Below are 24,578 nucleotides of genomic sequence, written 5' to 3' on the forward strand. Positions count from 1 at the left end.
TTGCAGTCAACTGCTCACCTGACGCAGCGTTTCGTTCCAGTCGCGCACGAAGCGGTCGATGTGAAAGCGGTCCATGGCGACCTTGCGTGCACCGTTACCGAGCCCCCTAGCTTCATCCGGATCGCGCAGCAGACGCTGCATCGCGTGGATCAGCGCGCTCACGTCTGTGCCGATATACCCGCTCTCGCCGTTGCGGATGACGGTCGCGAGTTCAGTGGTCGCGAGTCCCACAATCGGCATGCCGATCATCATGGCTTCTACGACGGCGAGCCCCAGGCTGGTCCAGCGAATCGGGTTGAAAAAGAACCGATAACTCGCGCTGAACGCCGCAAGATCCAGATTGCCGATCTCGCCGATACCCCCGGCGGACTTCGCATCCATGCCGACAAGATCCAGCGGAACGTGTGCTTTCACGTTTGCATAGACGTCGTCGCCCAGACGCCGTCCGCGTTGCCTGAGATGGTTGATGACAACAATCCCGCGTGCCTTCTCGCCGGTGTAACGCACGCCTTCGGGAACGATCACGCCATGCTCGATCACCCGCGTCGGCGTGGTGCCGCAGTCCCACATCAGCTGGTTAAAATGCGTGACATGAACCAGCAGCGTGTTGGCGTCGTCAACCCAGTGGCGTTGTTCGAACGCGTTTTCCTGCGGCGGGTCATGTTCTATATACACACGTGGCAGGCGGCGTTGTGTTTCGCTAAGCAGATTGAGGCGGTCGTCGTCCCATTGCGCTTTATGTTGGAACAGAATGACGTCGAATTCCTGAGATGCAACCTTATCTACCGGTAGTTCGTGAACGTTATTACCCCAGGGCAGGACGCCAACCGTGCCTGCGTAACCCGGTGGATGACCGGACTTCGTCACGAGATAGAAGTCGTGATGCGCTTGCGTGAGGTAATACAAATAATTGCCATGGACGTGCCAGGTCAGCACGCGCAGGCGTCGGGAGGGGTTATTCGACATGACTCATCGCCCGGTAAGCGTTGTCCGCTGCGTCGCATCTGTCTGACACGTGCATAAGTTGCTCGAACGCGGCGTCCATGACCTGTTTGACGCCTATGTTTAGGGCGCACGGATGCCCGTACGGGCAGTCACGGAACGCGCATGGTCGGCATGGTGGATAGTGAGCAAGTATCCGGTGTCGCTCGCTGTCCAGTGGCGCCCATCTTTTGGTGTCGCTGCCCAACGCGATCACCACGCTCCGTGTTTTCATCGCAGCAGCGACGTGCGACATGCCGGTGTCGTTACATACAACAAGCCGTGCCTTCGATACCAGCGCAGCCAGGCCGCCAAGCGATGTCTTGCCGGCGAGATCGACCGCTCGTGCGTTTGTCGCGAGCGCGATGCTCGACGTGAAGATGCGTTCGGCTACGGTACCGGTAATCGCGATCTGCCAGCCATCGTCGGCAAGCAAGGAAGTGACTCGAGCGAACCGATCAGCCGGCCACCGGCGTGACGGCAACTGCGCGCCAGGGTGAACGAGGATGAGTCGATCGGAACACAGCGCGAAGGTGTTCATCAGCGCTTCGCATTCGGCACGGTCATTGTTGCTTAGCGGAACCTCAAGGCTGCTGTCTTGCGTCTCGATGCCCATAGCGTTCATCAACGCGGTATAGCGCAGGATCTCCGGCAGCGTGTCCGGCCAGCCAATGAAAATGCCGTCCCTAAGCGCTTCACCGGATTGTATAAATCCGGCATTGGCGCGCGCTCCCATTTTCCCGACAATATCGTTCGCAATGCCGCCGCTTCCATGCATCTGTATCGCGAGATCGAAACGACGTTCGCGCATGGCGTTCCAGAAGCCTTCGAGATGTTCGTTTGTCTCCGCTTGCTCGGGAAATCCGACTGCGCCGGGAAAGATGATCAGTTCATCGACGAGATGCGGGTAGCGCTCCACGAAACTTCGCGCCCACGGAAGACCGATCAAGGCTATGTGCGCATCGGGCTTTGCTCGTCGTAAGGCGCGCAGCGCAGGCACGGCACATAACATGTCGCCGAGTTGAAGCGCGCGGAAGATCGCGATCTTCTCGCTCATAAGAAAAACACCCTGAACTTGAACGCACCGTAGAGGCGCCAATAGATGGAAAGAAATGGAATAAGTACTGATGTACACACCATTTCGATCACGTGGGCGGGTGCGCGGGACGTATCGGATAGCCGCTTGAAGCAGAACCACGCGGTCATCGCAAGCCACGCCGCGGCTGCACAGCCCGCTATACGCGCATGGCCCCATACCGCGGCGCAAAACAAAATGACCACTGCAATAATGATGGCGTAATACAAAAACGGGGGGCCGCGTCGAATACGGCGCTTGTACAACAGTGGATATTTTTTATAAAGCAGCGCGTCAAACTGACTCTTCTTTTGCTGCGATAAACTGATGCCCCAGCGTGCCGGCCTGACTGGATGCAAGACGATCGCGTCGTCGGCGCGGGCGATCGGAATGCCTGCTTCCATGAGCGCGAACTGCAAATCGGAATCCTCGCGCCACGCCGAGGTAAAGCGCGCGTCAAAACCGCCTATGCGCTCAAGCGCTCGTCGATTCGCAAACGTGTTGGCGGTAGCAAACTCCGCGCGCGCGAGTCCGGCTGCATCGTTCTCATAGTCCGTGGGACGGCTCCCGAGCGGCACGATGATACGACCGGATACCGCGCCGACGCCTGTTGCCAGGGCTTTCACGCCCGACGATAACCAGCGCGAGTCCGGCTGGGTATCGTCGTCGGTGAAGGCAATGCTTGCCGCACGCGAGAGCCGCCATCCGGCGTTGCGCGCGCCCGCCGGGCCTTGCGTTGCCGTCACCGGTACATAGTGCACGCACGGCCCGTTCGCCGCGTGTTCCCGCGCGATACGCTCAACGCTGGCGCGAGTCGCATCGTCGGGGCCGTCGTCGCAGACAATAATTTCAAAGCGAGCCGGATCGTAATCCTGCGTCAGCAGCGACGCGAGGCAGCGTTCGAGCATCGCCGGTCGACGGTAAGTGGGAACAACCACGGAGATGTCGGGCGTCCGGGCTGTGGGCGAATCGATTGCGTTCGCGTCAGCTTTACTATGAAACTCGTCGAAGGCATCTGCCGCAAGCGCGCTCATAAATACGCTCATACCCCCACTCCATTTTTTTCGATCAGGAACGAGCCGATCACCAGTGCATCGAGCGGCGAGGTCCAGAACGATTCGAGCGCGTCGCGCGGCGAATTCACCATGGGCTCGCCTCTGGTGTTGAAGGATGTATTGACCAGGATGGGCACACCGGTGCGTCGCCTGAACGCGTCGATAAGGTCGTAGTACAGCGCATGCTGACGGCGATTCACCGTTTGGACCCGCGCAGTTCCATCCACATGACGAACCGCCGGGATATGCTTTTCCTTGGCCGGGCGCACATCGAAGATGAACAGCATGAACGGCGCTACGCCGCCATCCACAAACCACTCGTTCGCGTACTCCTCCATTACCACCGGCGCGACGGGCCTGAAATCCTCACGATCCTTGATCTCGTTGAGCCTTGCCTGCATGCGCGGATCGATGGGCGAGGCAAGGATCGAGCGTGCGCCAAGCGCTCGCGGCCCGAACTCCGTGCGGCCCTGATACCAGCCGATCACCCGGTTGGACGCAAGGATCTCTGCTGTTTCGCCGGCCACATCCTGAAGGCGACGGTAGGGCGCTTTGGTCCATTTCAAAAGTTGCTCGATCTCGTCATCCGCATACCCGGGGCCGAGGTACGCGTGGTCCATCTGCCACTGGCGCGACCGGTCGCCGGATTCGGCGCGCTTGCGATAATCGATCCATAGCGCTGCGCCGAGTGCCGTGCCGGCATCACCGGACGCCGGTTGCACCCATACCTGGGCGAACGGACCACGGTCCCGCACGCGTGCGTTCATCACGCAGTTCAATGCCACGCCGCCTGCCATCGCCAGATTTTCCAGGCCGGTTTGCGCATGCAGCCAGCCGGCAAGCTGCAGCACTGTTTCTTCCAGTGTGACTTGCAACGAATGCGCAATGTCGAAGTGCTTCTGCTCAAGCGGCCCACCGCGTTCGCGTGCTGGCCCGAAGCGTTCAACGAGGCGCGGAGCATCGACCGTATAAGTGCCGTCGTGCCGGTATCTCACGATCTCCCGGAAGGCGTCGACATAGGCGGGCTTGCCGTACGACGCCAGCGCCATCACCTTGTATTCGTCAGAGGAGTGAAGAAAACCCAGGTAGCCGGTCACGCTCTCGTACAGCAGCCCGAGGGAATGCGGCAACTCGACCTGCTTGAGCCGCTTGTATTCCCCATCCACGAATTGTCCGAGACTCGTTGTCACGCCTTCGCCACGGCCGTCCATGGTCAGCACCGCGGTGTCCCTGAACGGCGCGGCGAGAAACGCACTGGCCTCATGCGAAAGATGATGGTCCACGTAGTGCCACTCGAAGCGCATCGTGCGGCCGCCGCTGCGAAAGCGTTTCATCAGATGATGCGGCGCACCGTCTTTCAGTTGTGCTCTCGCATTTACGATATAGCTTAAAAACAAGGGGTCCCAGGGCGATTCGGAGGGATTGGCAAGCGGCTTGAGCCCGGGTTCGAGCGGCAGCTCGATCGTGGCCCCCGCATGCGCGGGCATCGAGGAAAGCAGCTTTGGGTCGTACGAATACGCGACGTGATCAATATCAGCGAGCTCGATGCCGGCCTCTTTGAGACAGTAGTCAATCGCATCGAAGGGTAGTTGCCAGGTTGAGAAAGGCACCGGCCGCTTCGCGTGCTTGATATGCGTGAAACGCTCTTCCTCTGCCGCCGCAATGACGACGCCATCCTCGATCAGCGCAGCCGCGCTGTCGTGGTAAACCGCGTTGATGCCTAATGTGTACATGGGTTGATAGCCCTGGTGACGAAGCGTTTCATGAGGTGGTCAGCATTGCGTCGACGGCGCTCGATGCAGAATCGGCACGCAGCAGTCGCATGGTTGCATCGATTACCTGTCCTACCGTGACGCCGGTAAGACAGGCATGATGTCCTTCGGGGCATACGCTGCGATAACACCATCGGCAAGGCACGTCGTGATGCAGGACGACATGCGGCGTTTGCCACGGCGTATGTTGCGGATTCGTCAACGCGTACAGGTCGACCACCGCGGTACCGAGCGCCGACGCTATATGCACAGGCCCGCTGTTGTTCGACACCAGCACCTTGGCGCGATCGATCAGCGCTGCCAGCTCGCCGAGTTCGAGCGCGCCTGCGAGATTGATTGCTGACCGGTGTGCCCCGCATGCCTGCGCACACACGCCCGCTTCGTCTGCACCGCCGGTGATCAGTACCGGCCAGCCGGTCAGCTCAGAGAGCTGCGCGGCGACCTGTGCGAAGCGCTCGGCAGGATAGCGCCGCGACGCGGCCGTGGCGCCGGGATGCATCACAATGAACGGGGCATCGAGCGAGATACCGCGCTGCGCAAGCTTGAGGTGCAACGACGCGGCATCGCGGGGTAGCACGTTTAAACGCATTCGCTGATTCGATGACACTGCGCCCACGTGCCTGACCAGCGCCAGTTGCCGTTCGACTTCATGCCGTGTGCCGGTTTGCGGTTCGGGCTCGGCAATCCAGTCGGTCAATAGTGCATAGGGATTCTCGCGGCAGTGCGCGAGGCGTCTTGGAATACTGGCTAGATGACACAGCATCGCGGCGGGCATCGGGTTCTGGCTATAGACGGTAAAAATCACGGCGGCGTCGAAAGCTTCTTCGCTCAGGCGCTTGGCGATCGCCAGGTCCACAGCCGCATCGGCGGGACGGTTGTTTTTCACCCATGGGGCGTCGTATTCGATCACCGCATCGACACTGTCGATAAGCGCTGCCGCGCGTGCTCCAGAATGCGATGCCAGCAACGTGATGTGGCGATCAGGTGCCGAGCTACGCAAGGCGTGCAGGGCGGGGGTGGTCATGAGCACGTCGCCAAGGTTGTCCAGGCGCACGCAGAGGATGCGTTTGAGCTCGGCGCCCCACGGCCGTACCGACGTGGCTGCAGGCGCACGGGCATGCGAATCGACGTCGATCCGGACCACCGGCGTGTGCGTCATGTCGTGAGCTCCGGTCGAATGCTGTGTCGAATCGTCAGCGCTGCGTCATGAAGGTTGGCTACCACGTAGTACGGTTGCCGAAAGAGTCCCCGACGCCACACGGTCTCGTTGCCGTTATCGATGAGGAGCGTGCGGCAACCGGCGCGATTGCCTGCCTCGACATCATCGAGAATGTCGCCGGCGAACCAGCTTTCTTCGAGTGCGATCCCGTGTTCACGAGCGGCGCGCAGCAGCATGCCCGGCGCCGGCTTGCGGCAATTACAGAGCCGGTTATGAGGGGCAACGCTGCCGTCGGGATGATGCGTGCACCAGTAGATGCCGGACAGCATCGCACCACAGTCGCGGACGAGTTCGTGCAGGCGCTTATTGACAATATCCAGCGCATCGATTGAAAATTTTCCCATCGCCACCCCGCTTTGATTGCTGATGACATAGAGCGGCAGGTCGAGCTCAGCGAAGATCCGCAGCGCGTCACGCGCACCGGGCGCGAGCCGCATCAAGAGCGGATCGACGTTATGTGGAACATCGGCGAGCAGCGTTCCGTCCTTGTCGAGGAAGATAGCGGGGCGCCGCATGGTGTTACTGCGCGCGCGTATCCGGAACGTCATACGGAAGCCCCGCCGGCTGCGAGCCAAGCGTCGTGCACGTTGTTATACGCATGCCGTGCTGCATCGGCGGCCACGTCGATCCCGGCCACGCGTGCATAGACTTCACTGAGTGTGTCCGCCACGCTTTCCCACGTGAACATCTCCTTGGCGCGCGCGAGCCCTGCCGCGCCCATGCTTTGTGCACGCTGCGGGTCGCGCTTGAGCGTGACCAAGCCGTGGGCGACGGCGAGAGGGTCTTTCGGCGGCACGAGCAATCCGGTCTCGCCATGCGCTACCGAATAACGAATGCCGCCAACGTTCGCGCCGATCACCGGCGTGCTGCAGGCCATCGCTTCCAACGGGGTAATGCCGAATGGTTCGTACCAGGGCGTCGTGACGAATACGTCCGCCGCGTTGTAGTAAAGACGCAGGTTCGCACGTGCTCGACGGCCGAGGAAATTGACGCGATCCGTTACGCCGCATTCACGTGCAATGGCGCGCAAGCGGCCGATCTCGGGCGTCGCGATCTCGTTGGCTTCGTCGGAGTTGCCACCTACCACATAGAGATGGGCTTCCTCGCCAAGCGCGCAGTTACACAAGCCAATGGCACGTACCACCGTGTCGATACCCTTGCGCGGCACCATCCGTCCCAGTTGCAGCGCGATGAAACGGTCCAGCGGCCAGCCCAGTTCCGCGCGGGCAGCATGCTTGTCGACAGGGTGAAATTCCTCGTGGTCGAAACCGCAGGGCACAACGTCGATACGACCGTTATCCGCTTGATAAAGCGAGACCAGGTCCGATTCATCCTGCGGGCACTCGGCGATCACCGAGTCGGACTCGCGCACGAGCCTGTCCTCGATGTCGAAGCGCTCGTCAGGGAAACCATCATCTGCGCCCTGATGCAGGCGCCGTACGCGACCAAGCGCATGAAAGGTCGTCACAAGAGGAATGCCAAGCGATTCCTTCACACGCAGACCGACCAGTCCGGACATAAAGAAGTTGGCGTGCACGACGTCGTAGCGTGATGGTTCATGACGGAAAAATTGGACGACGAAACGCGCGAAGTCCTCCATGTACGGAAGGAGTTGCTCCTTCGGCAACTGGCGTTTCGGGCCAGCCGGTACATTGATGACACGTACCCCGTTCAGGCGCGAGACAAGCGGCAACAACGACTTGTCGCAACGCGTGAAGACGTCGACGTGGTGACCTTTTCGGGCAAGCTGACGTGCGACGTTCGCGACATAGATATTTTGACCGCCGCTGTCGACGCTGCCGGTAGCGGCGAGCGGCGACGCATGCTCGCTGATGAGTGCGATCTTCACAGTGGTGTCCTTTGTCTACGAGTCTTGGTATGCGGCGGCGCCCATGATCAACATCGGCGTGCATCACACACAGCATTCGTTGTGCCCATCGGGAAGCGAACGAAACAAGCGTCGGTTCGTTGCCATACCTACGCATTTTTTTTGCGTGCGCTTCAAGGACGCCGGACAGCGGCGACCGGGCTTGTGAAGAATTACATCGGGTGCGTAGACGCGTCAGGGCCGGCGTCGCCCGTGTCGTCGATCGCTTCCGAGCGACGTACGGCCTCCCGCATTTGCTCAACTTCAAGCGGAATCGCGCGACGCCGGGTCAACGCCCACGGCAGTGCAGCGAACAACGCCAACGCGTCGCGAACAAAAGAACCTTCGCGGCGCATGACGTGCACTGCGGCCCATGTGGCGCGCCACCCTTCGCCCCACGACAAGCGCATCCATGCAACCCACGCGGCATTGCGGGCGAGCAGTCGACGCCGGAGCGCGCTGTCCCGCAGCGGGGAGGGATGGTGATGGACGATCAATTCTTCGGCGTACACAATGGCGAAGCCGCTTGCGAGCACATCGAGTGAGGCCAGCGTTTCTTCGCCGCCGATAAAAAAGCGCGATTCGTATCCGCCTATCTGCCGATAGAGCGGCGTTCTGAACACACAGGCCCCGGCCATGTACCCGATCAGTGAAGGGCCGGGCAAGCCGGCGGCGTCAAGCGGGCTGCGTGCCATCAGCCGGCAGGTCGCGTCGGTGTCGCCTGCTTCGCCGACCAGCACCCGGGCGCTCAGCACGCCGACACGGGGTGACTGGTCCAACAATTGGACCGCGCGCGATAGCGATCCCGGATGCCACCACGTGTCGTCATCGCAGAATGCAACGTACTCCGTACTCGCGCTTGCGACGCCGAGGTTGCGTCCGGCTGCACCAAGGTTTTTCTGTGCGGTAATGAGGGTGACCCCGGGGAAGCGCTCGGCAATATGTTCCGCAGTGGCATCGGTCGAGCCATTGTCGACAACGATCAGACGCGCTCGGTCAGGTAGCGCGCTCAGTCGCGCGAGGGTCTCGAGCACTTGCGCCGAGCGGTTGTACGTCAGCACGACGACCGATATCTTTGGAGGTGCATCCGCGGCCGGCCGGCCGTCCCCTGGGGCGTTGTCGTTCTTCACGTTCATCATGCCGCTAGCTCAAGCTTCCAACAGCGTTCGGTACAAAAGACGTCGTCGTAGCCATCAGGTCCGAACGCCTTGAGCTGGCTTGCGTACGCTTTGACGGCTTCGCGTTTCGCGGCCTGATGGGACGGATCGGCTCGCCAGTTCTCGATGACCGGTGTCGCGATGATGCCGCGCGAAACGAGCTCCGCCATGCGTATTTGCAACTGGCCGGCCAGACGCCGGTAGAGAGCGTCCTCATAAGCGAAGCAGACCAACTCCGGGTTGGCTAGCCAGACATCGGTGCATGCGCGATGCACGAGTTCGTGGTCGGAGTGGAACAAGCCGAGGGGGATCACGAGCGTACGAGCCCCGTGGCGGTGCAGCGACCGATAGAGCGCCTGGGCGATCGCGTCCTGAGTCGGGGCATGCGCGGGCAGTGCAAACGGAACATATTGTGCATCGAGAAAATCCCCTCGATCGGGCACCGCACTCAGGACATCCAGGGCGCGGTGGTTTTCCAGCGAGCGTTCATGCATTGCGTGAGCGGCGTTATCGAAGCCGCACTGGCGGTCCCACTTCGTCATGACATCTGCGGCGGGGCAGCCGGAGAAGACGGTGTAAACGACTGCTCCCGGATGAGCGGCGAGCGTCGCTCCGCAACTGAAGACGGCGTCGTCGAAATGCGGTGACATCACCAGTGGGCGAGCAAGGGTATCGGACATGGCGAGGTGGCAAGAGGAATGTCATCCGAAAACGCAAAACGCGGACCTGGGGTCCGCGTTTAGATGCGTTTGGTCGAGCCAGGTCGATGCGCGGGCCGCAAGCCTGTCCGCCCTGTCTATGCGGTCTGCGAGAATTCCCGTACTCGCGCTCGGATTTGCTCGAGTTCGCCGATTGTAAAAGCGCGCTGCTCCATCTCAATGGCTTGCTGATACGCGGCGCCGCCGGGCAGCCGATTCAACAAGGCGCGGATCTCGCCAGTCATCGTGTGATCAGCCGGTTCGAACGAGTACAGGTGCAGCTTCTTTTCTCCCCGCTCGTACATAAACCACGTACAACTGGCGAACACAGTCACGCCGACGATTTCCTGCAAGCCGAGAATGGTCGTGTCCGGCAAGGCCCACGCCTGAAGCAGCATGATGGCGAGAACCCCAGCGAGGGCGAGGGTAATAGTGGCCGAGAGACCGTCGCGCATGCTCGTGAGCAAGCGCTTTTGCAGATACTCCAGTTCTAGACGTGAGGGTGCGACGAGGGTGTTATTTGGGGAATGATCAAACGGTATGAGGACTGCCATTGCGTTTTTCGTCCAGCGAATAAGGTGTTTTGTACTGCTCTTCAGACTTTAACGGCTCGTGACCGGAAAAGTTGACATTGAAAATTAGGTCCGGGTTTATGGACGCAAAAAAATTATTCGATTGAGGTTTTGGGCTGCGGAAATCCCGGAGCGAGCGATGGAAGCTCAGGTTGTCGGCGCATCTGCGGAGACAATGACCGCGTCATCAACGTCCGTTTCGCAACGCAAACCAGGGCAAAGGATGTTCTCTTCCATCGAAGGCGAAAGATTCGTCAACCACGTTCCCGGGTCTCCGTCCCGCGGGTGTGCCCTTGACGTGCGAAAGACAATGAGGCTGCCGTCGAAGACGGTGGTGCGGCACACTCGACCGCCGACAACATATCGGTTCGATATGCTTAAGGATCGACGGGTGGGGAATCTGCAATGTGATCAGCCAAAGCGCAGCGGGGAGAAGATGGCGACGGCGGCTTCGGTCCGGCTCCGCCGATGCTGTGCACATTAGGCCAAATCCGGCACACGGATTGCACAGGTTGCTACGTCCTTCCCGCGGGAGCAAAAATGGACGCACGCAGCGGAACAAGCACTGACCTCGACCTCGACGTGAACGAAGCTTTCGACCGTCGCTGGCGTATTAGCGAGTGCGCGATTATTTTGCTTCTTTGTACCCTGTGTTTCGCCGGGCTCGCGGGATTACTTGGCTCAGGTCCGATGAGCCACGCATTCGTGCACTTCCAGAGTGGGACTATTACTGACATCCGGTACGAGCGCATCGTTCGGAACCACGGCTCGAGCTGGATGCGGCTTGGATTGGCTGCGGGAACATCGGGCACGATTACCGTACACCTGGATCGGCGAATGATTCATTCGGTAGCGATAGAAAATGTCGTCCCGACGCCGTTGTCTGAGAACGTGTCTGACCGGGGCGTAACTTACGTTTTCAACGTGGCGAACGCGGAGGAGGGCGCATCGCTCAATTTAAAAACGTCGCCTTATCGATTCGGTGTTATTGAAACGACGCTTTCCGCTGGAAATCGACCCGTGAACCTCGTCCAGGTCGTCCTCCCCTGATCATGGACATTGTTCTTCGCGCTGCCGGCGCCTACCTTTTCCTGCTGATCGTGTTGCGCATCACGACCCACCGGGTCAGTCGAACGATGACACCCCTCGACATGGTAATCATGTTTCTCTTTGGTGGCCTATCTAGCCAGGCGGTGCTTGCCGGCGACCAGTCGATTACGGCGGCGTTAGCGTCGGTCAGCACGATTTCGATGCTTCACGTCTTCGTTTCCGTAGCCAAGAGGCGGTGGCCGAGTCTTGGCAGAGTGGCGGAAGGGACGCCTACCATCGTGTACGCAAACGGGCAGTGGGACGAAAGGCGCTTGCGCGAGATGCGCATCTATAAGGGCGATGTTCTCGCTGAAATGCGTCAACGGGGCATTTCGCATCTGGACGACGTCAAATATGCGATTGTCGAAAATCATGGCGGCATTTCGATCATGGCGACTGACACCCGATAACAATAAAGTTGGAATGGTCGTTGCTCCAAGGACCCTTTGGGCGTTTTCTCACGAGCCCGGCAAAATTGGCATTCGGGAGCTACAAATGAAACCGCGGCGGAGTCACGTGGGTCGAGGTGCGAGCCAGTTTGGGCAGTGCCTTCGTCAGTTGCTTCTCCGCGCTATAAACATCAGAAAGAGCGTGGATAAACAGGTCCTGCATTGTCTTAGTGGCCATGGGGAAATCCTTGGTAAGTGAGCGTTGAATGATGTCTGCGCCTCGGGCACGCATCGAAAATGCAATCAACGTAGCCGGTTTAGTACGGCCTCAAGCGGATGATTGTGGTCTGGAAAAAGATAAAAAATTTTGAGCCGGATCTCTTGAAAATTTCCAACGATGTTCTATTTTCGATTCCGTAAGCAGTCGCGGTGTTCGCGCTGCGTGTTTCGATTGGTTTGTCCGAGGCTTGGGCAGACGAACTGGAGCGCGTATGCCGGTTCGTCTCCTGCCGCAATTTGGGAGATAGCAGCCATGAGTGATCTTCTTTTCAATAACAGCCTGTTTGATGAGCTCGACCGTTTTCAGCGTCAGATGTCGTCGTTGTTCACCGGCCTGCCATCAAGCATCCGCGCGTCGCGGCTAAGCGGCTTTCCGCAAATTAACCTCGGGAGCACGGACGACTCCGTAGAGATTGTCGCGTTTGCGCCCGGGATCAATCCGGCCAAACTGGAACTGACCGTGGACAAGGGGTTGCTGACCATCAGCGGCGAGCGTGCGCGTGTCGAGCCCCAGTCGGAAGGACGTTCTTATGCGCAAGAACGCTTTGCCGGCGCCTTCCGCCGCGCAATCGAGTTACCGCGCGATGCCGACCCGGACAACGTGAAGGCGCGCTACGCGAACGGTTGCCTGACGATCAGTATTGGCAAGCGCGAGACGTCGCGCCCGCGCACTATCGCAATTCAATGACCAACCCGTTACCTCATTGGAGGAGAGCATCATGAATACTCAGACCCAGCTCGCCGAACGCAATACCGGCACTGTCGCGCGCAACGGTGACACACAGGCGCAAAAGGGTCCCGCGATCGTTCCTGCCGTCGATATTTACGAGGACGCGCATGGCATCACGTTATGGGCCGATCTGCCGGGCGTATCGCGGGACCGGTTGAACGTCCACGTACAGGACGGCAATCTCTTCATTGAAGGCCAGGCGTCGATCGACACACCTGACGGCCTGCGCTTGCATCACGCGGAGATTCGCGAGCCACGTTTCGCCCGAGCATTTTCATTGAGCGCGGACTTCGATATTGCGAAGATCGATGCCAATCTTAGCGACGGCGTGCTTAAACTCAGCATTCCGCGCCGAGAGGAAGCACGGCCGCGCCGCATTGAAGTCAGCGTTGGATAAATACCTTGAGGCGCCCGCGAATGGTTGACTCCCATCGTGGGCGCCACATCGACAGACCAGCTAACGGGAGCCTGCCGTGGAATTTGAAACTGACTGGAAGACCTTGGGCAAACACCGGGTTCGCCTGCGTGCGACTCGCGGTTTTCCCACCGAGACCTTGCATACGGTGGCCGACGTCGCGCGTCTTGCCATCGAGAACAACATGAGTGCACGCGCAAGACTGGTGGAAGTAGTCTATCGCGACCAGGACAAGGCCTATGACATTTTCGTGGGAACTACGATGCCCGATGACCGGCGCTGCGTGGCGCAGCTCGAAGTTGCCTTGGCCACCGTGCTGGGGGTACTGCCCGAACAGGTCACGATGACGGTCAATGCCGTCGAGCAGAGGGAAGTTGACCTGAACTTTGGCCTCTACGAGCGGCTGCTTTCGCAGAAGCTCGGCTCAGTGCCGCCGATCCAGTGAGCCCGAACGGTCCGTACTCCGCTGACCTCAGCCCTGCCGATGCGATTCGTCGCGTACACGTATTGAACTTCGGTTCAACAAGACACTTTCGCCGGCTTTATTTATGGAGTGATCGGGGTGCCCCTTGCAGGGTAGGGAACGTTTCGCAAAGCTCGGAATGCAACATGCCGCCCCAAGAAATTTCCACTTCTCGCCGCACTTCCGGACGACTGTACACCGTGATCGACAATCATCGCGGCGTCCGATCATGGCAATGAACACGCGGTAACCATGAGTTGGAATAGTGGTTGCTGGATAGACTGTGTCGAGCGATTCTTCAGGCCTTTCCTCACGAGCCTCGGCACATCGTTATTCAGGAGCTGAAAATGAGAGCGCTTCGTTGGCATGGCAAGCACGATATCCGTTGCGACACGGTTGCGGATCCAATCATTGAGGAAGGGCGCGACGCGATCATCAAGGTTTCGACCTGCGCGATTTGCGGCTCGGACCTGCACTTGTTCGATGGCTTCATGCCGACGATGGAAAGTGGCGACATCATGGGCCATGAATTCATGGGCGAAGTGGTCGAGGTAGGTATGGATAACAAAGCACTGCAGATCGGAGATCGGGTCGTCATTCCCTTCACGATATTCTGCGGTGAGTGCGACCAGTGCAAGCGCGGCAACTTCTCCGTATGCGAGCGAAGCAATCGTAACAAGGAGAAGGCTGACAAAGTATTCGGCCATTCAACTGCCGGGCTTTTCGGATATTCCCATTTGACCGGTGGATACGCCGGAGGCCAGGCCGAATACGTCCGGGTACCAATGGCCGACACGACCCACGTGAAAATACCTGATGGTCTGACTGACGAGCAGGTCTTGTTCTTGGGCGATATTTTTCCGACTGGCTGGCAGGCGGCGGTCAATTGCGATATCCAGCCCGACGATACGGTCGCAATCTGGGGCGCCGGGCCTGTTGGGCAGATGGCGATCCGCAGTGCCGTACTACTCGGGGCGAAGCAGGTTGTCGTAATCGACCGGGTACCGGAGCGGCTTGCGATGGCAAAGGAGGGCGGTGCAATTACGATTAACTTCGATGAGGAAAGCGTGCTTGACAGGTTGAAAGAGTTGACCAATGGTAAGGGGCCGGAGAAATGTATCGATGCGGTGGGCATGGAGTCTCATGCCACTCGATCGTTTGATGCCATGTATGACCGCGTCAAACAGGCCGTCATGCTGGAGAGCGACCGGCCGCACGTCTTGAGGGAAATGATTTACGTCTGCCGTCCTGCGGGCATCCTGTCCGTGCCGGGTGTGTATGGCGGCTTGATCGACAAGATTCCGTTTGGCGCCTCTATGAACAAAGGGCTCACATGGAAAATGGGCCAGACGCACGTGAACCGATGGACAGACGACTTACTGCATCGAATTCAGGAAGGCCAGATCGATCCTTCGTTTGTGATTACGCACACGGTCCCGCTGGAAGACGGACCCGGCATGTACAAGACATTCCGCGACAAGGAGGACGGCTGTATCAAGGTGGTCCTCAAGCCATAGCGGACGCGCACCGGTGGCTCACGGTCGCGGTCGGCCGGAAGTCGTGTCGTTATACAGGGTGGGACTACAAGCTGTCAGGCCAGCGTAGCGGAGTTATTAAAAATGAGTCAATATTTAACTCCGTCTTTGCCATTTTCGGCGTCGGCGCACTTTCTCAACCGATGCTCAACGACGTCGGGAGCGGATCGACACAAGCCTGTGTCGTGGCCATGCCCGCGCTTACGGCCCGAAAACAGAAACTCACGGATGGCTAAGGCACCGATGACGACGCAAGAACCGCAAAACACGCAATTCGAAGCCAACGACGACTGGACCCGGCAATGGGTTGCCTCGACAGCGGACTACTCGATTTTCCTGATCACGCCCGAAGGCAAAGTCACCAGTTGGAATCCAGGCGGCGCCAGGATCGAAGGATATCGACCCGAAGAAATCATCGGCCAGCATTTTTCCGTCCTCTACACCGATGACGATCGCCACAATGGAGTTCCCGATGCGCTTATGGACACTGTCCGCCGAATGGGACGCCATGATTCGGAGGGGTGGCGTCGGCGGATGGATGGCAGCACCTTTTGGGCGAGCGTGGTGACGACCGCGCTGAGTGACGCGGGGGGCGCGTTCCGGGGGGCCGTGCAGGTGGTGCGCGACGTCAGCGAGAAACGCAAGGCACACGAGGCCGTGGTCGAAAGTGAACGGCGTTTCCGGCTACTGGTTCAGGGAGTGACGGACTACGCCATCTTCATGCTCTCGCCCGACGGTTATGTGACGAACTGGAATAACGGCGCACGGCGCATCAAGGGATATAGCGAGGAGGAGATCGTCGGTTCGCATTTCTCGAGATTCTATACGCCGGAAGACGCCGCTGCCGGGGTACCGCAGCGTGGTCTGGAGACAGCCACGCGCGATGGCCGCTTCGAGGCAGAAGGCTGGCGAGTACGTCGCGACGGGACGACCTTCTGGGCCCACGTGATCATTGACGCAATCCGCGAACACGACGGAGCGCTCGTCGGCTTTGCAAAGATCACGCAGGACATCACCGAGCGGCGCGAGGCCAATGAGCTGCTGGAACAAACGCGGGCGGCGCTGTTCCAGGCGCAGAAAATGGAAGCAATTGGCAAGCTGACGGGCGGTGTTGCCCACGACTTCAACAACGTACTGCAGGTGCTGAGGGGAAATCTCGAATTACTGGAGAACCGGCATCGCCGGGATGCCTGGAGTGGCGTGCGACTCGCCCACGCAATCGATGCTGTCGAGCGTGGCGCGAAGCTCGCCTCACAACTGCTGGCGTTCGGTCGGCGACAGGCGTTACGCCCTGTCGTGGTGAACCTGGCCGCGATGGTTCGCGGGATCGACAGCATGCTGGCTCGTGCGCTGGGCGAGACGATCAACGTGGAGACAGTCGTTGCTGCCGGCCTGTGGAATACGCTGGTCGATACCCACCAGCTCGAGAATGTGGTGCTGAACCTGGCGATCAATGCGCGCGACGCAATGCCCGCGGGTGGACGTCTCACCATTGAACTGGCCAACGCGATGCTGGACGATCGTTATGTGCGACCCCTCACGGATGTTCCTCCGGGCCAATACGTGATGCTTGGGGTGACGGACACCGGCGCAGGCATGCCCCCGGATGTCGTCGAGCGCGCCTTCGACCCGTTCTTTACGACCAAGCCGGAGGGACAAGGCACGGGTCTCGGCCTGAGCATGGCTTATGGCTTCGTGAAGCAGAGTGGCGGACACATCAGGATCTACAGCGAAGTGAGACATGGCACGACGGTCAGGATTTATCTGCCGAGGTCGATAGAGGCTGCCGTTGATCCACAATCAAGGAACGAGCACACGGTGCTGATGGGCGGCAAAGAGACCATACTGGTCGTGGAGGACGATGCGAAGGTTCAGTCGACGGTGATCGACATGCTGGTGGGACTGGGTTATTCCGTTCTCAAGGCCGACAATGCGGAGCAGGCGCTGACCGTGATCCGCAGCGGCGTTCACATTGACGTCCTCTTCACCGATGTCGTCATGCCCGGCACGCTGCGGAGCCCCGAAATGGCCCGGCAAGCAGCCTTGCTGCTACCTCACCTGAAGATTTTGTTTACCTCCGGGTACACGCAGAATGCGATCGTGCATGGAGGAAGACTGGATCCGGGAGTCGAACTTCTCAGCAAGCCCTATAGCCAGGAAGAATTGGCACACAAGCTGCGTTACATTCTTGGCACGCCGGGAGAGACGCTCCCGGCAACCGCTGACAGCCCGGATACCGCACCAGCCAATGCGGTCTCGCTGCCAGCCACGCCGTTGCATGTCCTTGTGGTCGAGGACGACGCGGCTTCTCTGGATGCGGTCTGTGAAATCCTGCAGATGCTGGGTCATGAAGCGGTGAAGGCGGCGGATGCGGCCCGGGCGATGGAGCACCTGCGCTCTGAGCGGTTCGACGTGCTGTTGACTGACTTGAATCTGCCCGGGACTTCTGGAATCGAGCTGGCACGACAGGCTGTCGCTGCGGATCCCGATCTTCACGTTGTATTTGCGTCGGGGGATGAATTGCCCGACGATCTGTTGTTTGAATTTCCGTCCAAGACGCTGCGCAAGCCCTACGCGATAGACGAACTCAATGACGCCCTTGGGGCGATTCGAGGCGCCTCGCGCTCTGCCAGTCGTTAATCGCGCCGCAGACGTGCGAGTCTCCACTTTGGCCTATGCCTACCCCGAAGGGAGGGAGTCGTCCATCACATCAGAACCGCACGAGGCACCGTCACTTTGTTCTATTCACTGACGGTGTAGAGGTGTAGAGAACCGTTATCATGGCAGTGATTTCAGGCCTCACGACAACACAACCCTTCCAGCTTATCGCTTGCCATTCCGATGTCCATAACAGTTAGCTTCCCCGTCGAAGTGCGCGATTGGATCACCCACAATCTCACCCGCGGCGTTGCGCCACCGGTGATTGTGCGCGAGCTCGTCGATCGAAATAACGCAGTCGAACTCGCGTCGGCAATGGTCGATGCGGTCTCCTCGGCTTTTTTGTACGGCACGGCGTTGCCAGGCGAGACGCTCGAAATTGGCGGTGCGCCGCTCACCTATGAAGCGGAGCCCTTGCGGGTGCCGAACGATCCGCTGATCCGGCTCGGTGAGCGCAAGGTGCGCGTGATTTCGCGTATGTACCGGCCCGCCGCAGTACTGCTCGACAATTTTCTCAGCGCGAACGAATGCGAGCAGTTGATCTCGCTCGCGCGGCCGCGTCTAGACCGTTCGACCGTGGTCGATCCCGTGACCGGGCGGAATGTGGTGGCAGGGCATCGCAGTAGCCATGGCATGTTTTTTCGCTTGGGCGAAACCCCGCTGATCGCGCGCCTTGAAGCGCGTATCGCCTCACTCACCGGCCTGCCTGCCGAGAACGGCGAAGGCCTGCAACTTCTGCACTACGAAGCGGGCGCCGAATCGATGCCGCATGTCGACTATCTGGTCCCGGGCAACCCGGCGAATCGAGAGTCGATCGCGCGCAGCGGACAGCGTGTGGGCACACTGCTGATGTATCTGAACGATGTGGAAGGCGGAGGTGAAACCGTGTTCCCCCAGATCGGATGGTCGGTGGTGCCGCGGCGCGGCCAGGCACTCTACTTCGAATACGGCAACCGTTCCGGGCTCGCCGACCCGAGCTCCCTGCACGCAAGCACGCCCTTGCGGACGGGCGAGAAGTGGGTGGCCACCAAATGGATCCGCACGCGCCGCTTTGCGCCTCGCGTGTCCGGCGTGGAGTGACCCGGGGGGCGGCTGAGCACCCCTCCGGCCCGCTGGGTTTCAGCGCACGAAGACCTCGTCGGCGACCCAGCCCTTCGACGTCAAATACACGCCCTCGCGCAACTGCATCGTGCCTTCGCCTTCGATCACGCGCTTGACCATCGGGAACACGCGTTGCGCGTCGGCACTCCCGGCCCACGGCGCAGGATCGATCTTGTAGGTGTAGATGACCGAGGTGGCGGTCTGGCCGTTCACCTGCGCCGGCCGCTCCCAGCCCACTACCTTGTCGAGCGAAAGCGTGGCCGCGCAGAAATCGGCCGGATGCGTGACGCGCGAGGTGGCGGTCGCCACCACTTCCGGAATATGCAGATAGTACTTCTGACCGTCGGCCGTCAACTGGTACTGGCGCGCGTTCGCGCGGATCTTCTTGCTGTTCTCGTCGGTGCGTTCGACCACCACGTCCTTGCCTGCGACCAGGCCGAGTTTCTCAAGTACCGGCATCTGTAACGCGTCGCGGGTACCGGCGGCCATATCGTCCGTTGTCACGTAGATCGGCCAGTCGTATTTAGCGAGGCACAGGTGGCCACGCTGGGCAAGAAAAGTGTTGATGGTGGCCGTGAAATTCTCCCGGCTGACGTCTTGGCTTTTGTCATGGCAGCCGGCGATCAGGGTCAGGGCGCTCAGGGCGAATGCGCCACAAGCAATGCGGCCGGCGGTGGAACGTCGCGTCATGGTGTTTGTTGCTCAGGTTGGATTGCTAAAGTACGAGTTGAATTTTTTCGACGCACGGCCCCCGATAGGGCAGGCCGCCCGCCTGGACCATGGCTTTGTCAGTTCACGCAGTTGCCGCTGGCCGGCGGCGTGGCGGGCACTTGATAGCCGTCGGTCAGCGTGTTCAGGAAGCAGACCAGGTCCGCGATGTTTTGCTGCGTCAACTGCGGCGCCGAGTGGACCACGCGCGCCTGCGCACCGTCGGCCGCTGTCGTGCCGCCAGCCGCCGTCTGACCTTGGCCCATGGGCAATTCCTCGTCGATATTGCCCTGGTACGCCACTGGCAGATCGTTGAACGACTGGGCCGTCGCACCCGAGGCGGACGTCGGGAACAGCGCGTAGGACGGGTTCTGCACAGGCTGGCCGGGGTTGCCGCCCGTGCTTGGGTACCAGTACTCCGGGTTCGTGTCGCGCGTGTTATAGAAATTCAGCACCTGCACGAGCGAGTGGAACACGCCGTTGTGAAAGAACACGGAGCGCGTCGCGACATTGCGCAGCGTCGGCACTTTGAAGCGGCCGCAATATGGGTCGGGGACATTGACGCCGGTGATCGAATCCGGGCCCGCGCCGCTGCTGGCTGTGCCCGGCGGGTGGAGGTTGTTGAGCGGGCCGCACAGACCCATGTCGACGTACGACGCAGCGGCGTTGCTCGGGATCGGGTCGGGGTTGCCCGGGATCTGCGTGTCGTTGCGCGGCGCACCGATCGCCTGATAGGTGAAGTCGGTCATGAGCGCGACCGAGCCGTTGAAGTTCGCTCCGGCATAGTGGCAGGCTACGCATCCGGCGCCAGTACCCGTGTCATTGAAGAGTTGGAGGCCACGCATTTCCGCCGCTGTCAACGTGCCACCGATCTTGTTGGAGACATACAGGTCGAACTTGCTCGCGTAGGGCGCGAAGCTCGGATCTTCCTGCTGATAGGCCTGGAGGGCGAGACCGATATCGTTGAACGTGGCGTTGGCGTCAGAGAACACGCCTGAGCCGAATGCCTGCTGGAACAGCGCCGCGTAGGACGCTTTCTGTACGGCCTGCACCACGGCGGCTGGCGACGGGTTGTTCATTTCGATCGGATTGAGCAGCGGCAGGGCCGGTTGGGTGGCGAGCGTCGCGGCGCGACCATCCAGCATGAAACCGCCGCCAGGCGCGTTCTGGGTGATGCCGTCCGGGTTCTCGGCGATGTCGTTGTAGGGCGGCGTCATGGATTTATAGCGCAATGAAGGCACGGCGCGCTGGCCCGCCTGCGACGGATCGGAACCGAGTTGCACGGACAGGCTGTTGGGCGGCCCGTACGCGAACTGAGGGTTGTGGCAGGTGGCGCAGGCCATGTTCTTGCCGCCTGACAGATTCTGGTCGAAGAACAACTGCTGGCCGACTTGTGCAGCCACGCTAAGCGTGACCGGCGCCGGGGGCGCGACGACGCCCGATGGGCTGCCCGACGACGTCTGGGTCGAGTCGCCGCTGCCACCGCCGCCACAGGCGGCCAAAATTAGTGAGAGCGCGCAGATCGCGCCGAGGGAAAGTTTTCGCATATCGAGTCTTTGGAACCCTGACTCCAATCGCCGGGCGGTCCTGACAGGGCCGAAGGCCGCTTGGCGATGGGACGGATAGAACGGAAACTGCCAGGCCACAAAAAACGCGGCCCGGCAGGGAGATCACACTTGCCGCAGCGGGAGGCAGTGAGCCGCCTCCCGCGAGCCGCGTGCTTACTGGGCGAGTGCCCAGACGTTGGTCTGGGTTGGGTCCGGGCCCGGAGCGCGCGATGCCAGCGACGTACCCGTCACATCGACCGGGTTCAGCTTCTGCGTGTAGCCTGCCGGCGTGATGTAGGCATGGTTCATCGGACGCACGGAGTCGAAGTGCGTATCCGCGCTGGCCGCGAGTTCCGGGAGGTTCACGATGTTGCTCGCGATGAACGACTCGGTGTACTTCGCGCGAGCGAGGTACGTCTGCGGCTGGGCCGGGTCAGCGACCTGGAACATGTCCTGCAGCGTACGCACCAGCGCGAAGTGGCTGTACTCGTCGCTGTCGATCACCTTCGGGTTGGCCTGGTTCGTCGCCACACCGAAGATCGAGTTGCCGTGACCGTGGTTGCCCGCGCTGTAATCCGTCGTTGTCGTCTGCGTGAACTTGCCGTTCGCGAACGTGAGGGGTTGCTGACCGACGTTCGACGTCACCGGGTTCCAGCCACAGCACGAGGTGGAACTGCCTTCGCCTTCGTCGAACATCACGACGATGGCCACCTTGCGTTGCTTGTTGGACCAGATCGGCGATGCCTGGATCTTCGCGACCACCTGACGTACGTAGTCATCGCCACGCTGGACGATATTCTCGCTGCCGCTGAGGCACGAAGGATCGGAGCCAGTGCCGTGCATGTCGTCGCACTGGTCGGGCATGATGAAGTTCAGATTGCCCACGTCACCGCTCGCGAGGTCGGTGCTGAACTGGTCGGTGTTGTAGCCGGCCGGGACAGGGTACGCCGTCGCTTTCGACCAGTCGGCGGCGGAGTATTGCGTGCCGAAGATGGTGCGGTTGTCGGCGAAGAACTCAGGCAGGCTGCGCGTCTGCTGATAGGCCATGCCAGGATGGTGCTTGGTCTTGTACAGCGCACCCGGAACCTTGAAAGGCCCACCGGCTGAGCCCGGACCCGTGTAGGTGTCCGATATTGCGTTATCGGCAATACTGTCGGCGCGCGGATCCTGGCCCGGGTTCATCGATTCGCTATACGAGCGCCATGTCAGGCCCGCTTGCGAAATCAGGTTGAAAATCGACGGCGCCGTGATGTTGTGGTTGGCGCTGGCGGTGACGTTGCAGGACGAACTCCCAAAGCCCGACAGGTGACTGGAGTCTTGCGGCGGCAACGCGGTAGTCGCGACGAGCGGCTGGCCGTCCGAGGCCTTGCCACCGGTGAACGCCACGTCCGTCGGCGCGGCCGAGGCGGCACAGCCCCACCAGTTGTCGTCCACGATGCCCCAGTCGTCCCCGCCGCCGAGTGCCGTGTAGTTCGGCTCGCTCGGGTTACCCGTCGAGTAATAGGTCGTGAACTGGTTGTTGGCGCTCAGGAACGCGTTGATGTTCGGAGCCTGCGTCGCACCGAGAATCCCCGGGGTGCCCGTAACCGGGGCCACGCTGTGGTTCTCGAGCATGATGATGAAGACGTTGTCGTAGCGCGGGATGCCTTCGACGTTGAACGCGGCCTGCTGGGCTTGCGCAAACGTGATGGGTGCCTGCGTCTGCGTCGGCTTCACGATCGTTGCGGCGCTCACGCCCGCAACACCGACCAGCGACGGGTCGCCGCCGGGCACGGCGAGGTTGTCGGGGTACAGGTCGCCGCGGTCGAGCTTGGTCGTGGCGTAGGTGTAGCGGTTCGCGAGTTGGTTGTCTTCGAACAGCACAGCCTGCTGCTCGGGGCCCGAGAGCTTGTTCACATCGCTGAGTACGTCAGCAGCCGGCACCGACACCGACGCTGCACCCAGGACCGGTGCGCTCAGGCGGTTGACCAGGTTGCTCTTCTCGGTCGCGTAGACTGTGCCGTTCGCTTCGACGAGACGCTGGACTTCGCTCGACATCGGGCTGATCACGACGTTCGTCGCACCCTGGTCGGCGATCTGCGCAGCCGAGGCGCGCAGGATCAGATGGCTCGGGGCGGCTGCACCGGTTGCCGTGTTGGTGGCCTTGGTGCTCACGTCGGCGATCAACGGGCCGCTGGCGGTGGACTGCAGCGTGAAGTGGCCGGTGCTGTCGGTTGTCGTGCTGACTTCCGATGTATCGCACTTGCCGTTGCCGTTCACGTCGACGCACACGGTGGCGCCGGCATAGTAGCCTGCCTTGAGGGTTGGATTGCCGGTCGTGCTGCCAGGCATGAAGCCGGCCGCGGCTACCACACCGCTATTGCTGACCGATGCCGGCGAATTGTTGTCGTTGCCTCCGCAGGCGGTCAGCACGCAGGCTGCCGCGATTGAGGTTAGAAGAAAACCAGTGCGACTTGTTGAAATGACCGACATATGTGGGGGTCCCCGGTTGGATGGGTGTACTAGTTTCTCGTTCCCTTACTTTTACTATTTCGTTCTCTTACTACTTTTAAATCTGGCCGAATTGGAACATCGCCAAATGAAATCTTGGGGTCAGAAACCTGAACGTTTGCTTTCGAAATGATTAGTGCGTGTAGATGTTTCACGATGAGTCGCCCCCTGGATTGGCGAAATTCGTTACCAGAAGAATGTGACAAATCGATGTTTGGATAAACCGCTGAAGTTCTCAGACACGGGTGAGGCAGCCGGTTATGATCACGCCTCAGTCGCAAATGAGAACTTGGGCAGACTTGGTCCATTGCCCCATCAACCTATCTCCCTCGCGCCGATACCCGAGCAGTAAATGTCTGCAATCCTGATCGTTGAAGACGACCCTTCAATAGCCGAACTACTGTGGCTGTATGCACAGCAAGGCGGTGGTGGGCGAGAACGCTTTTGCGCATGCGTCGGGCATTCACCAGGACGGCATGCTGAAGGCGCGCGAAACCTATGAGATCATGCGCGCCGAAGAAGTGGGGTGGGAAGCCAGCAGGCTGGTGCTCGGAAAATTGTCAGGACGTAATGTGTTCAGGCAGCGCTTGCAGGCGCTGGCCATTCTGCCCGAACAGGAAACGGAACTGGATCTGGCGTTCATCCGCTTCAAGACGCTCGCCGACCAACAACCGGAGATCAGTGACCACGACCTCCGAATGTTGATGTCGACTGTCCCTTAAGCAAGAGCCTGGCCGATCTTGCCGAAGCCGATAATTGCGCAGTTCATATGTTGTCC

At 60.4% G+C, this 24,578-nt stretch carries 21 protein-coding genes and 2 pseudogenes; 9 read left to right on the forward strand and 14 right to left on the reverse strand.

What is annotated here, in order from left to right; genetic code table 11:
* Positions 1 to 6 precede the first annotated feature (6 nt).
* The 10 genes from ACSQ36_RS39930 to ACSQ36_RS39975 form a co-directional block, all read right to left on the reverse strand.
* The gene (locus tag ACSQ36_RS39930; protein ID WP_436186368.1) at positions 7 to 966 is read right to left on the reverse strand and encodes a glycosyltransferase; all 960 of its coding nucleotides are present in this window, start codon (positions 964 to 966) and stop codon (positions 7 to 9) included.
* Positions 956 to 2,038: a glycosyltransferase family 9 protein gene (locus ACSQ36_RS39935; RefSeq protein ID WP_436186369.1), complete on the reverse strand. Its 1,083-nt coding sequence runs from the start codon at positions 2,036 to 2,038 to the stop codon at positions 956 to 958. The genes ACSQ36_RS39930 and ACSQ36_RS39935 overlap by 11 nt, the downstream gene beginning before the upstream one ends.
* Entirely contained in the window at positions 2,035 to 3,102 is a 1,068-nt protein-coding gene (locus ACSQ36_RS39940) for a glycosyltransferase (protein ID WP_436186370.1), read from the reverse strand. Before ACSQ36_RS39940 ends, ACSQ36_RS39935 begins: the two co-directional genes overlap by 4 nt.
* Positions 3,099 to 4,844 (reverse strand): carbamoyltransferase family protein, encoded by a 1,746-nt coding sequence (locus ACSQ36_RS39945; protein WP_436186371.1) that lies wholly within the window; start codon positions 4,842 to 4,844, stop codon positions 3,099 to 3,101. Before ACSQ36_RS39945 ends, ACSQ36_RS39940 begins: the two co-directional genes overlap by 4 nt.
* A gap of 28 nt (positions 4,845 to 4,872) precedes the next feature.
* Complete coding sequence (gene waaF / locus ACSQ36_RS39950) at positions 4,873 to 6,042, reverse strand: lipopolysaccharide heptosyltransferase II (protein WP_436186372.1); 1,170 nt, start codon at positions 6,040 to 6,042, stop codon at positions 4,873 to 4,875.
* A complete protein-coding gene (locus ACSQ36_RS39955; RefSeq protein WP_436186489.1) occupies positions 6,039 to 6,617 on the reverse strand; it encodes a D-glycero-alpha-D-manno-heptose-1,7-bisphosphate 7-phosphatase in 579 nt (192 codons plus the stop codon). The genes waaF and ACSQ36_RS39955 overlap by 4 nt, the downstream gene beginning before the upstream one ends.
* 29 nt (positions 6,618 to 6,646) lie before the next feature.
* A complete protein-coding gene (locus tag ACSQ36_RS39960; RefSeq protein ID WP_436186373.1) occupies positions 6,647 to 7,951 on the reverse strand; it encodes a glycosyltransferase family 4 protein in 1,305 nt (434 codons plus the stop codon).
* A gap of 191 nt (positions 7,952 to 8,142) precedes the next feature.
* Entirely contained in the window at positions 8,143 to 9,108 is a 966-nt protein-coding gene (locus tag ACSQ36_RS39965) for a glycosyltransferase family 2 protein (protein WP_436186374.1), read from the reverse strand.
* Positions 9,105 to 9,806 carry a PIG-L deacetylase family protein gene (locus ACSQ36_RS39970; RefSeq protein ID WP_436186375.1) on the reverse strand — a complete coding sequence of 234 codons (702 nt, stop codon included), beginning with the start codon at positions 9,804 to 9,806 and terminating at the stop codon, positions 9,105 to 9,107. The genes ACSQ36_RS39965 and ACSQ36_RS39970 overlap by 4 nt, the downstream gene beginning before the upstream one ends.
* 116 nt (positions 9,807 to 9,922) lie before the next feature.
* Positions 9,923 to 10,378 carry a hypothetical protein gene (locus tag ACSQ36_RS39975; RefSeq protein WP_436186376.1) on the reverse strand — a complete coding sequence of 152 codons (456 nt, stop codon included), beginning with the start codon at positions 10,376 to 10,378 and terminating at the stop codon, positions 9,923 to 9,925.
* A gap of 558 nt (positions 10,379 to 10,936) precedes the next feature.
* On the opposite strand from ACSQ36_RS39975, the gene ACSQ36_RS39980 reads away from it, so the two are divergent.
* Positions 10,937 to 11,446 carry a hypothetical protein gene (locus ACSQ36_RS39980; protein WP_436186377.1) on the forward strand — a complete coding sequence of 170 codons (510 nt, stop codon included), beginning with the start codon at positions 10,937 to 10,939 and terminating at the stop codon, positions 11,444 to 11,446.
* Positions 11,447 to 11,448: 2 nt separating this feature from the next.
* Positions 11,449 to 11,895, forward strand: coding sequence for a DUF421 domain-containing protein (locus ACSQ36_RS39985; RefSeq protein ID WP_213767778.1), 447 nt, complete (start codon positions 11,449 to 11,451; stop codon positions 11,893 to 11,895).
* 109 nt (positions 11,896 to 12,004) lie between these two features.
* Here the strand turns inward: ACSQ36_RS39985 and ACSQ36_RS39990 are convergent.
* Positions 12,005 to 12,112: pseudogene (locus ACSQ36_RS39990) on the reverse strand (DUF892 family protein); the annotation flags it as partial.
* A gap of 294 nt (positions 12,113 to 12,406) precedes the next feature.
* On the opposite strand from ACSQ36_RS39990, the gene ACSQ36_RS39995 reads away from it, so the two are divergent.
* From ACSQ36_RS39995 to ACSQ36_RS40020, 6 genes are all read left to right on the forward strand, one after another.
* Positions 12,407 to 12,841, forward strand: a complete 435-nt coding sequence (locus tag ACSQ36_RS39995; protein WP_436186378.1) for an Hsp20/alpha crystallin family protein — start codon at positions 12,407 to 12,409, stop codon at positions 12,839 to 12,841.
* A 31-nt stretch (positions 12,842 to 12,872) separates the two neighbouring features.
* A complete protein-coding gene (locus ACSQ36_RS40000; protein ID WP_213767780.1) occupies positions 12,873 to 13,280 on the forward strand; it encodes an Hsp20/alpha crystallin family protein in 408 nt (135 codons plus the stop codon).
* 76 nt (positions 13,281 to 13,356) lie between these two features.
* Positions 13,357 to 13,743 carry a hypothetical protein gene (locus tag ACSQ36_RS40005; protein WP_213767781.1) on the forward strand — a complete coding sequence of 129 codons (387 nt, stop codon included), beginning with the start codon at positions 13,357 to 13,359 and terminating at the stop codon, positions 13,741 to 13,743.
* A 365-nt stretch (positions 13,744 to 14,108) separates the two neighbouring features.
* The gene (locus ACSQ36_RS40010; RefSeq protein ID WP_436186490.1) at positions 14,109 to 15,278 is read left to right on the forward strand and encodes a zinc-dependent alcohol dehydrogenase; all 1,170 of its coding nucleotides are present in this window, start codon (positions 14,109 to 14,111) and stop codon (positions 15,276 to 15,278) included.
* A 261-nt stretch (positions 15,279 to 15,539) separates the two neighbouring features.
* Positions 15,540 to 17,936, forward strand: coding sequence for a PAS domain S-box protein (locus ACSQ36_RS40015; RefSeq protein WP_436186379.1), 2,397 nt, complete (start codon positions 15,540 to 15,542; stop codon positions 17,934 to 17,936).
* A gap of 201 nt (positions 17,937 to 18,137) precedes the next feature.
* Positions 18,138 to 19,034 (forward strand): 2OG-Fe(II) oxygenase, encoded by an 897-nt coding sequence (locus ACSQ36_RS40020; protein WP_436186380.1) that lies wholly within the window; start codon positions 18,138 to 18,140, stop codon positions 19,032 to 19,034.
* 39 nt (positions 19,035 to 19,073) lie between these two features.
* Here ACSQ36_RS40020 and ACSQ36_RS40025 read toward each other — a convergent pair whose 3' ends face one another.
* The 3 genes from ACSQ36_RS40025 to ACSQ36_RS40035 form a co-directional block, all read right to left on the reverse strand.
* The gene (locus ACSQ36_RS40025; RefSeq protein WP_436186381.1) at positions 19,074 to 19,745 is read right to left on the reverse strand and encodes a hypothetical protein; all 672 of its coding nucleotides are present in this window, start codon (positions 19,743 to 19,745) and stop codon (positions 19,074 to 19,076) included.
* A gap of 98 nt (positions 19,746 to 19,843) precedes the next feature.
* Positions 19,844 to 21,310, reverse strand: coding sequence for a cytochrome-c peroxidase (locus ACSQ36_RS40030; RefSeq protein ID WP_213767786.1), 1,467 nt, complete (start codon positions 21,308 to 21,310; stop codon positions 19,844 to 19,846).
* A gap of 174 nt (positions 21,311 to 21,484) precedes the next feature.
* Complete coding sequence (locus tag ACSQ36_RS40035; RefSeq protein WP_436186382.1) at positions 21,485 to 23,782, reverse strand: alkaline phosphatase family protein; 2,298 nt, start codon at positions 23,780 to 23,782, stop codon at positions 21,485 to 21,487.
* Between the two features lie 434 nt (positions 23,783 to 24,216).
* On the opposite strand from ACSQ36_RS40035, the pseudogene ACSQ36_RS40040 reads away from it, so the two are divergent.
* A pseudogene (locus tag ACSQ36_RS40040) lies at positions 24,217 to 24,510 on the forward strand (homocitrate synthase/isopropylmalate synthase family protein); the annotation flags it as partial.
* Positions 24,511 to 24,578 lie beyond the last annotated feature (68 nt).

It is taken from the genome of Caballeronia sp. LjRoot34, from assembly GCF_964253815.1.
Classification (GTDB): Bacteria; Pseudomonadota; Gammaproteobacteria; order Burkholderiales; family Burkholderiaceae; genus Caballeronia.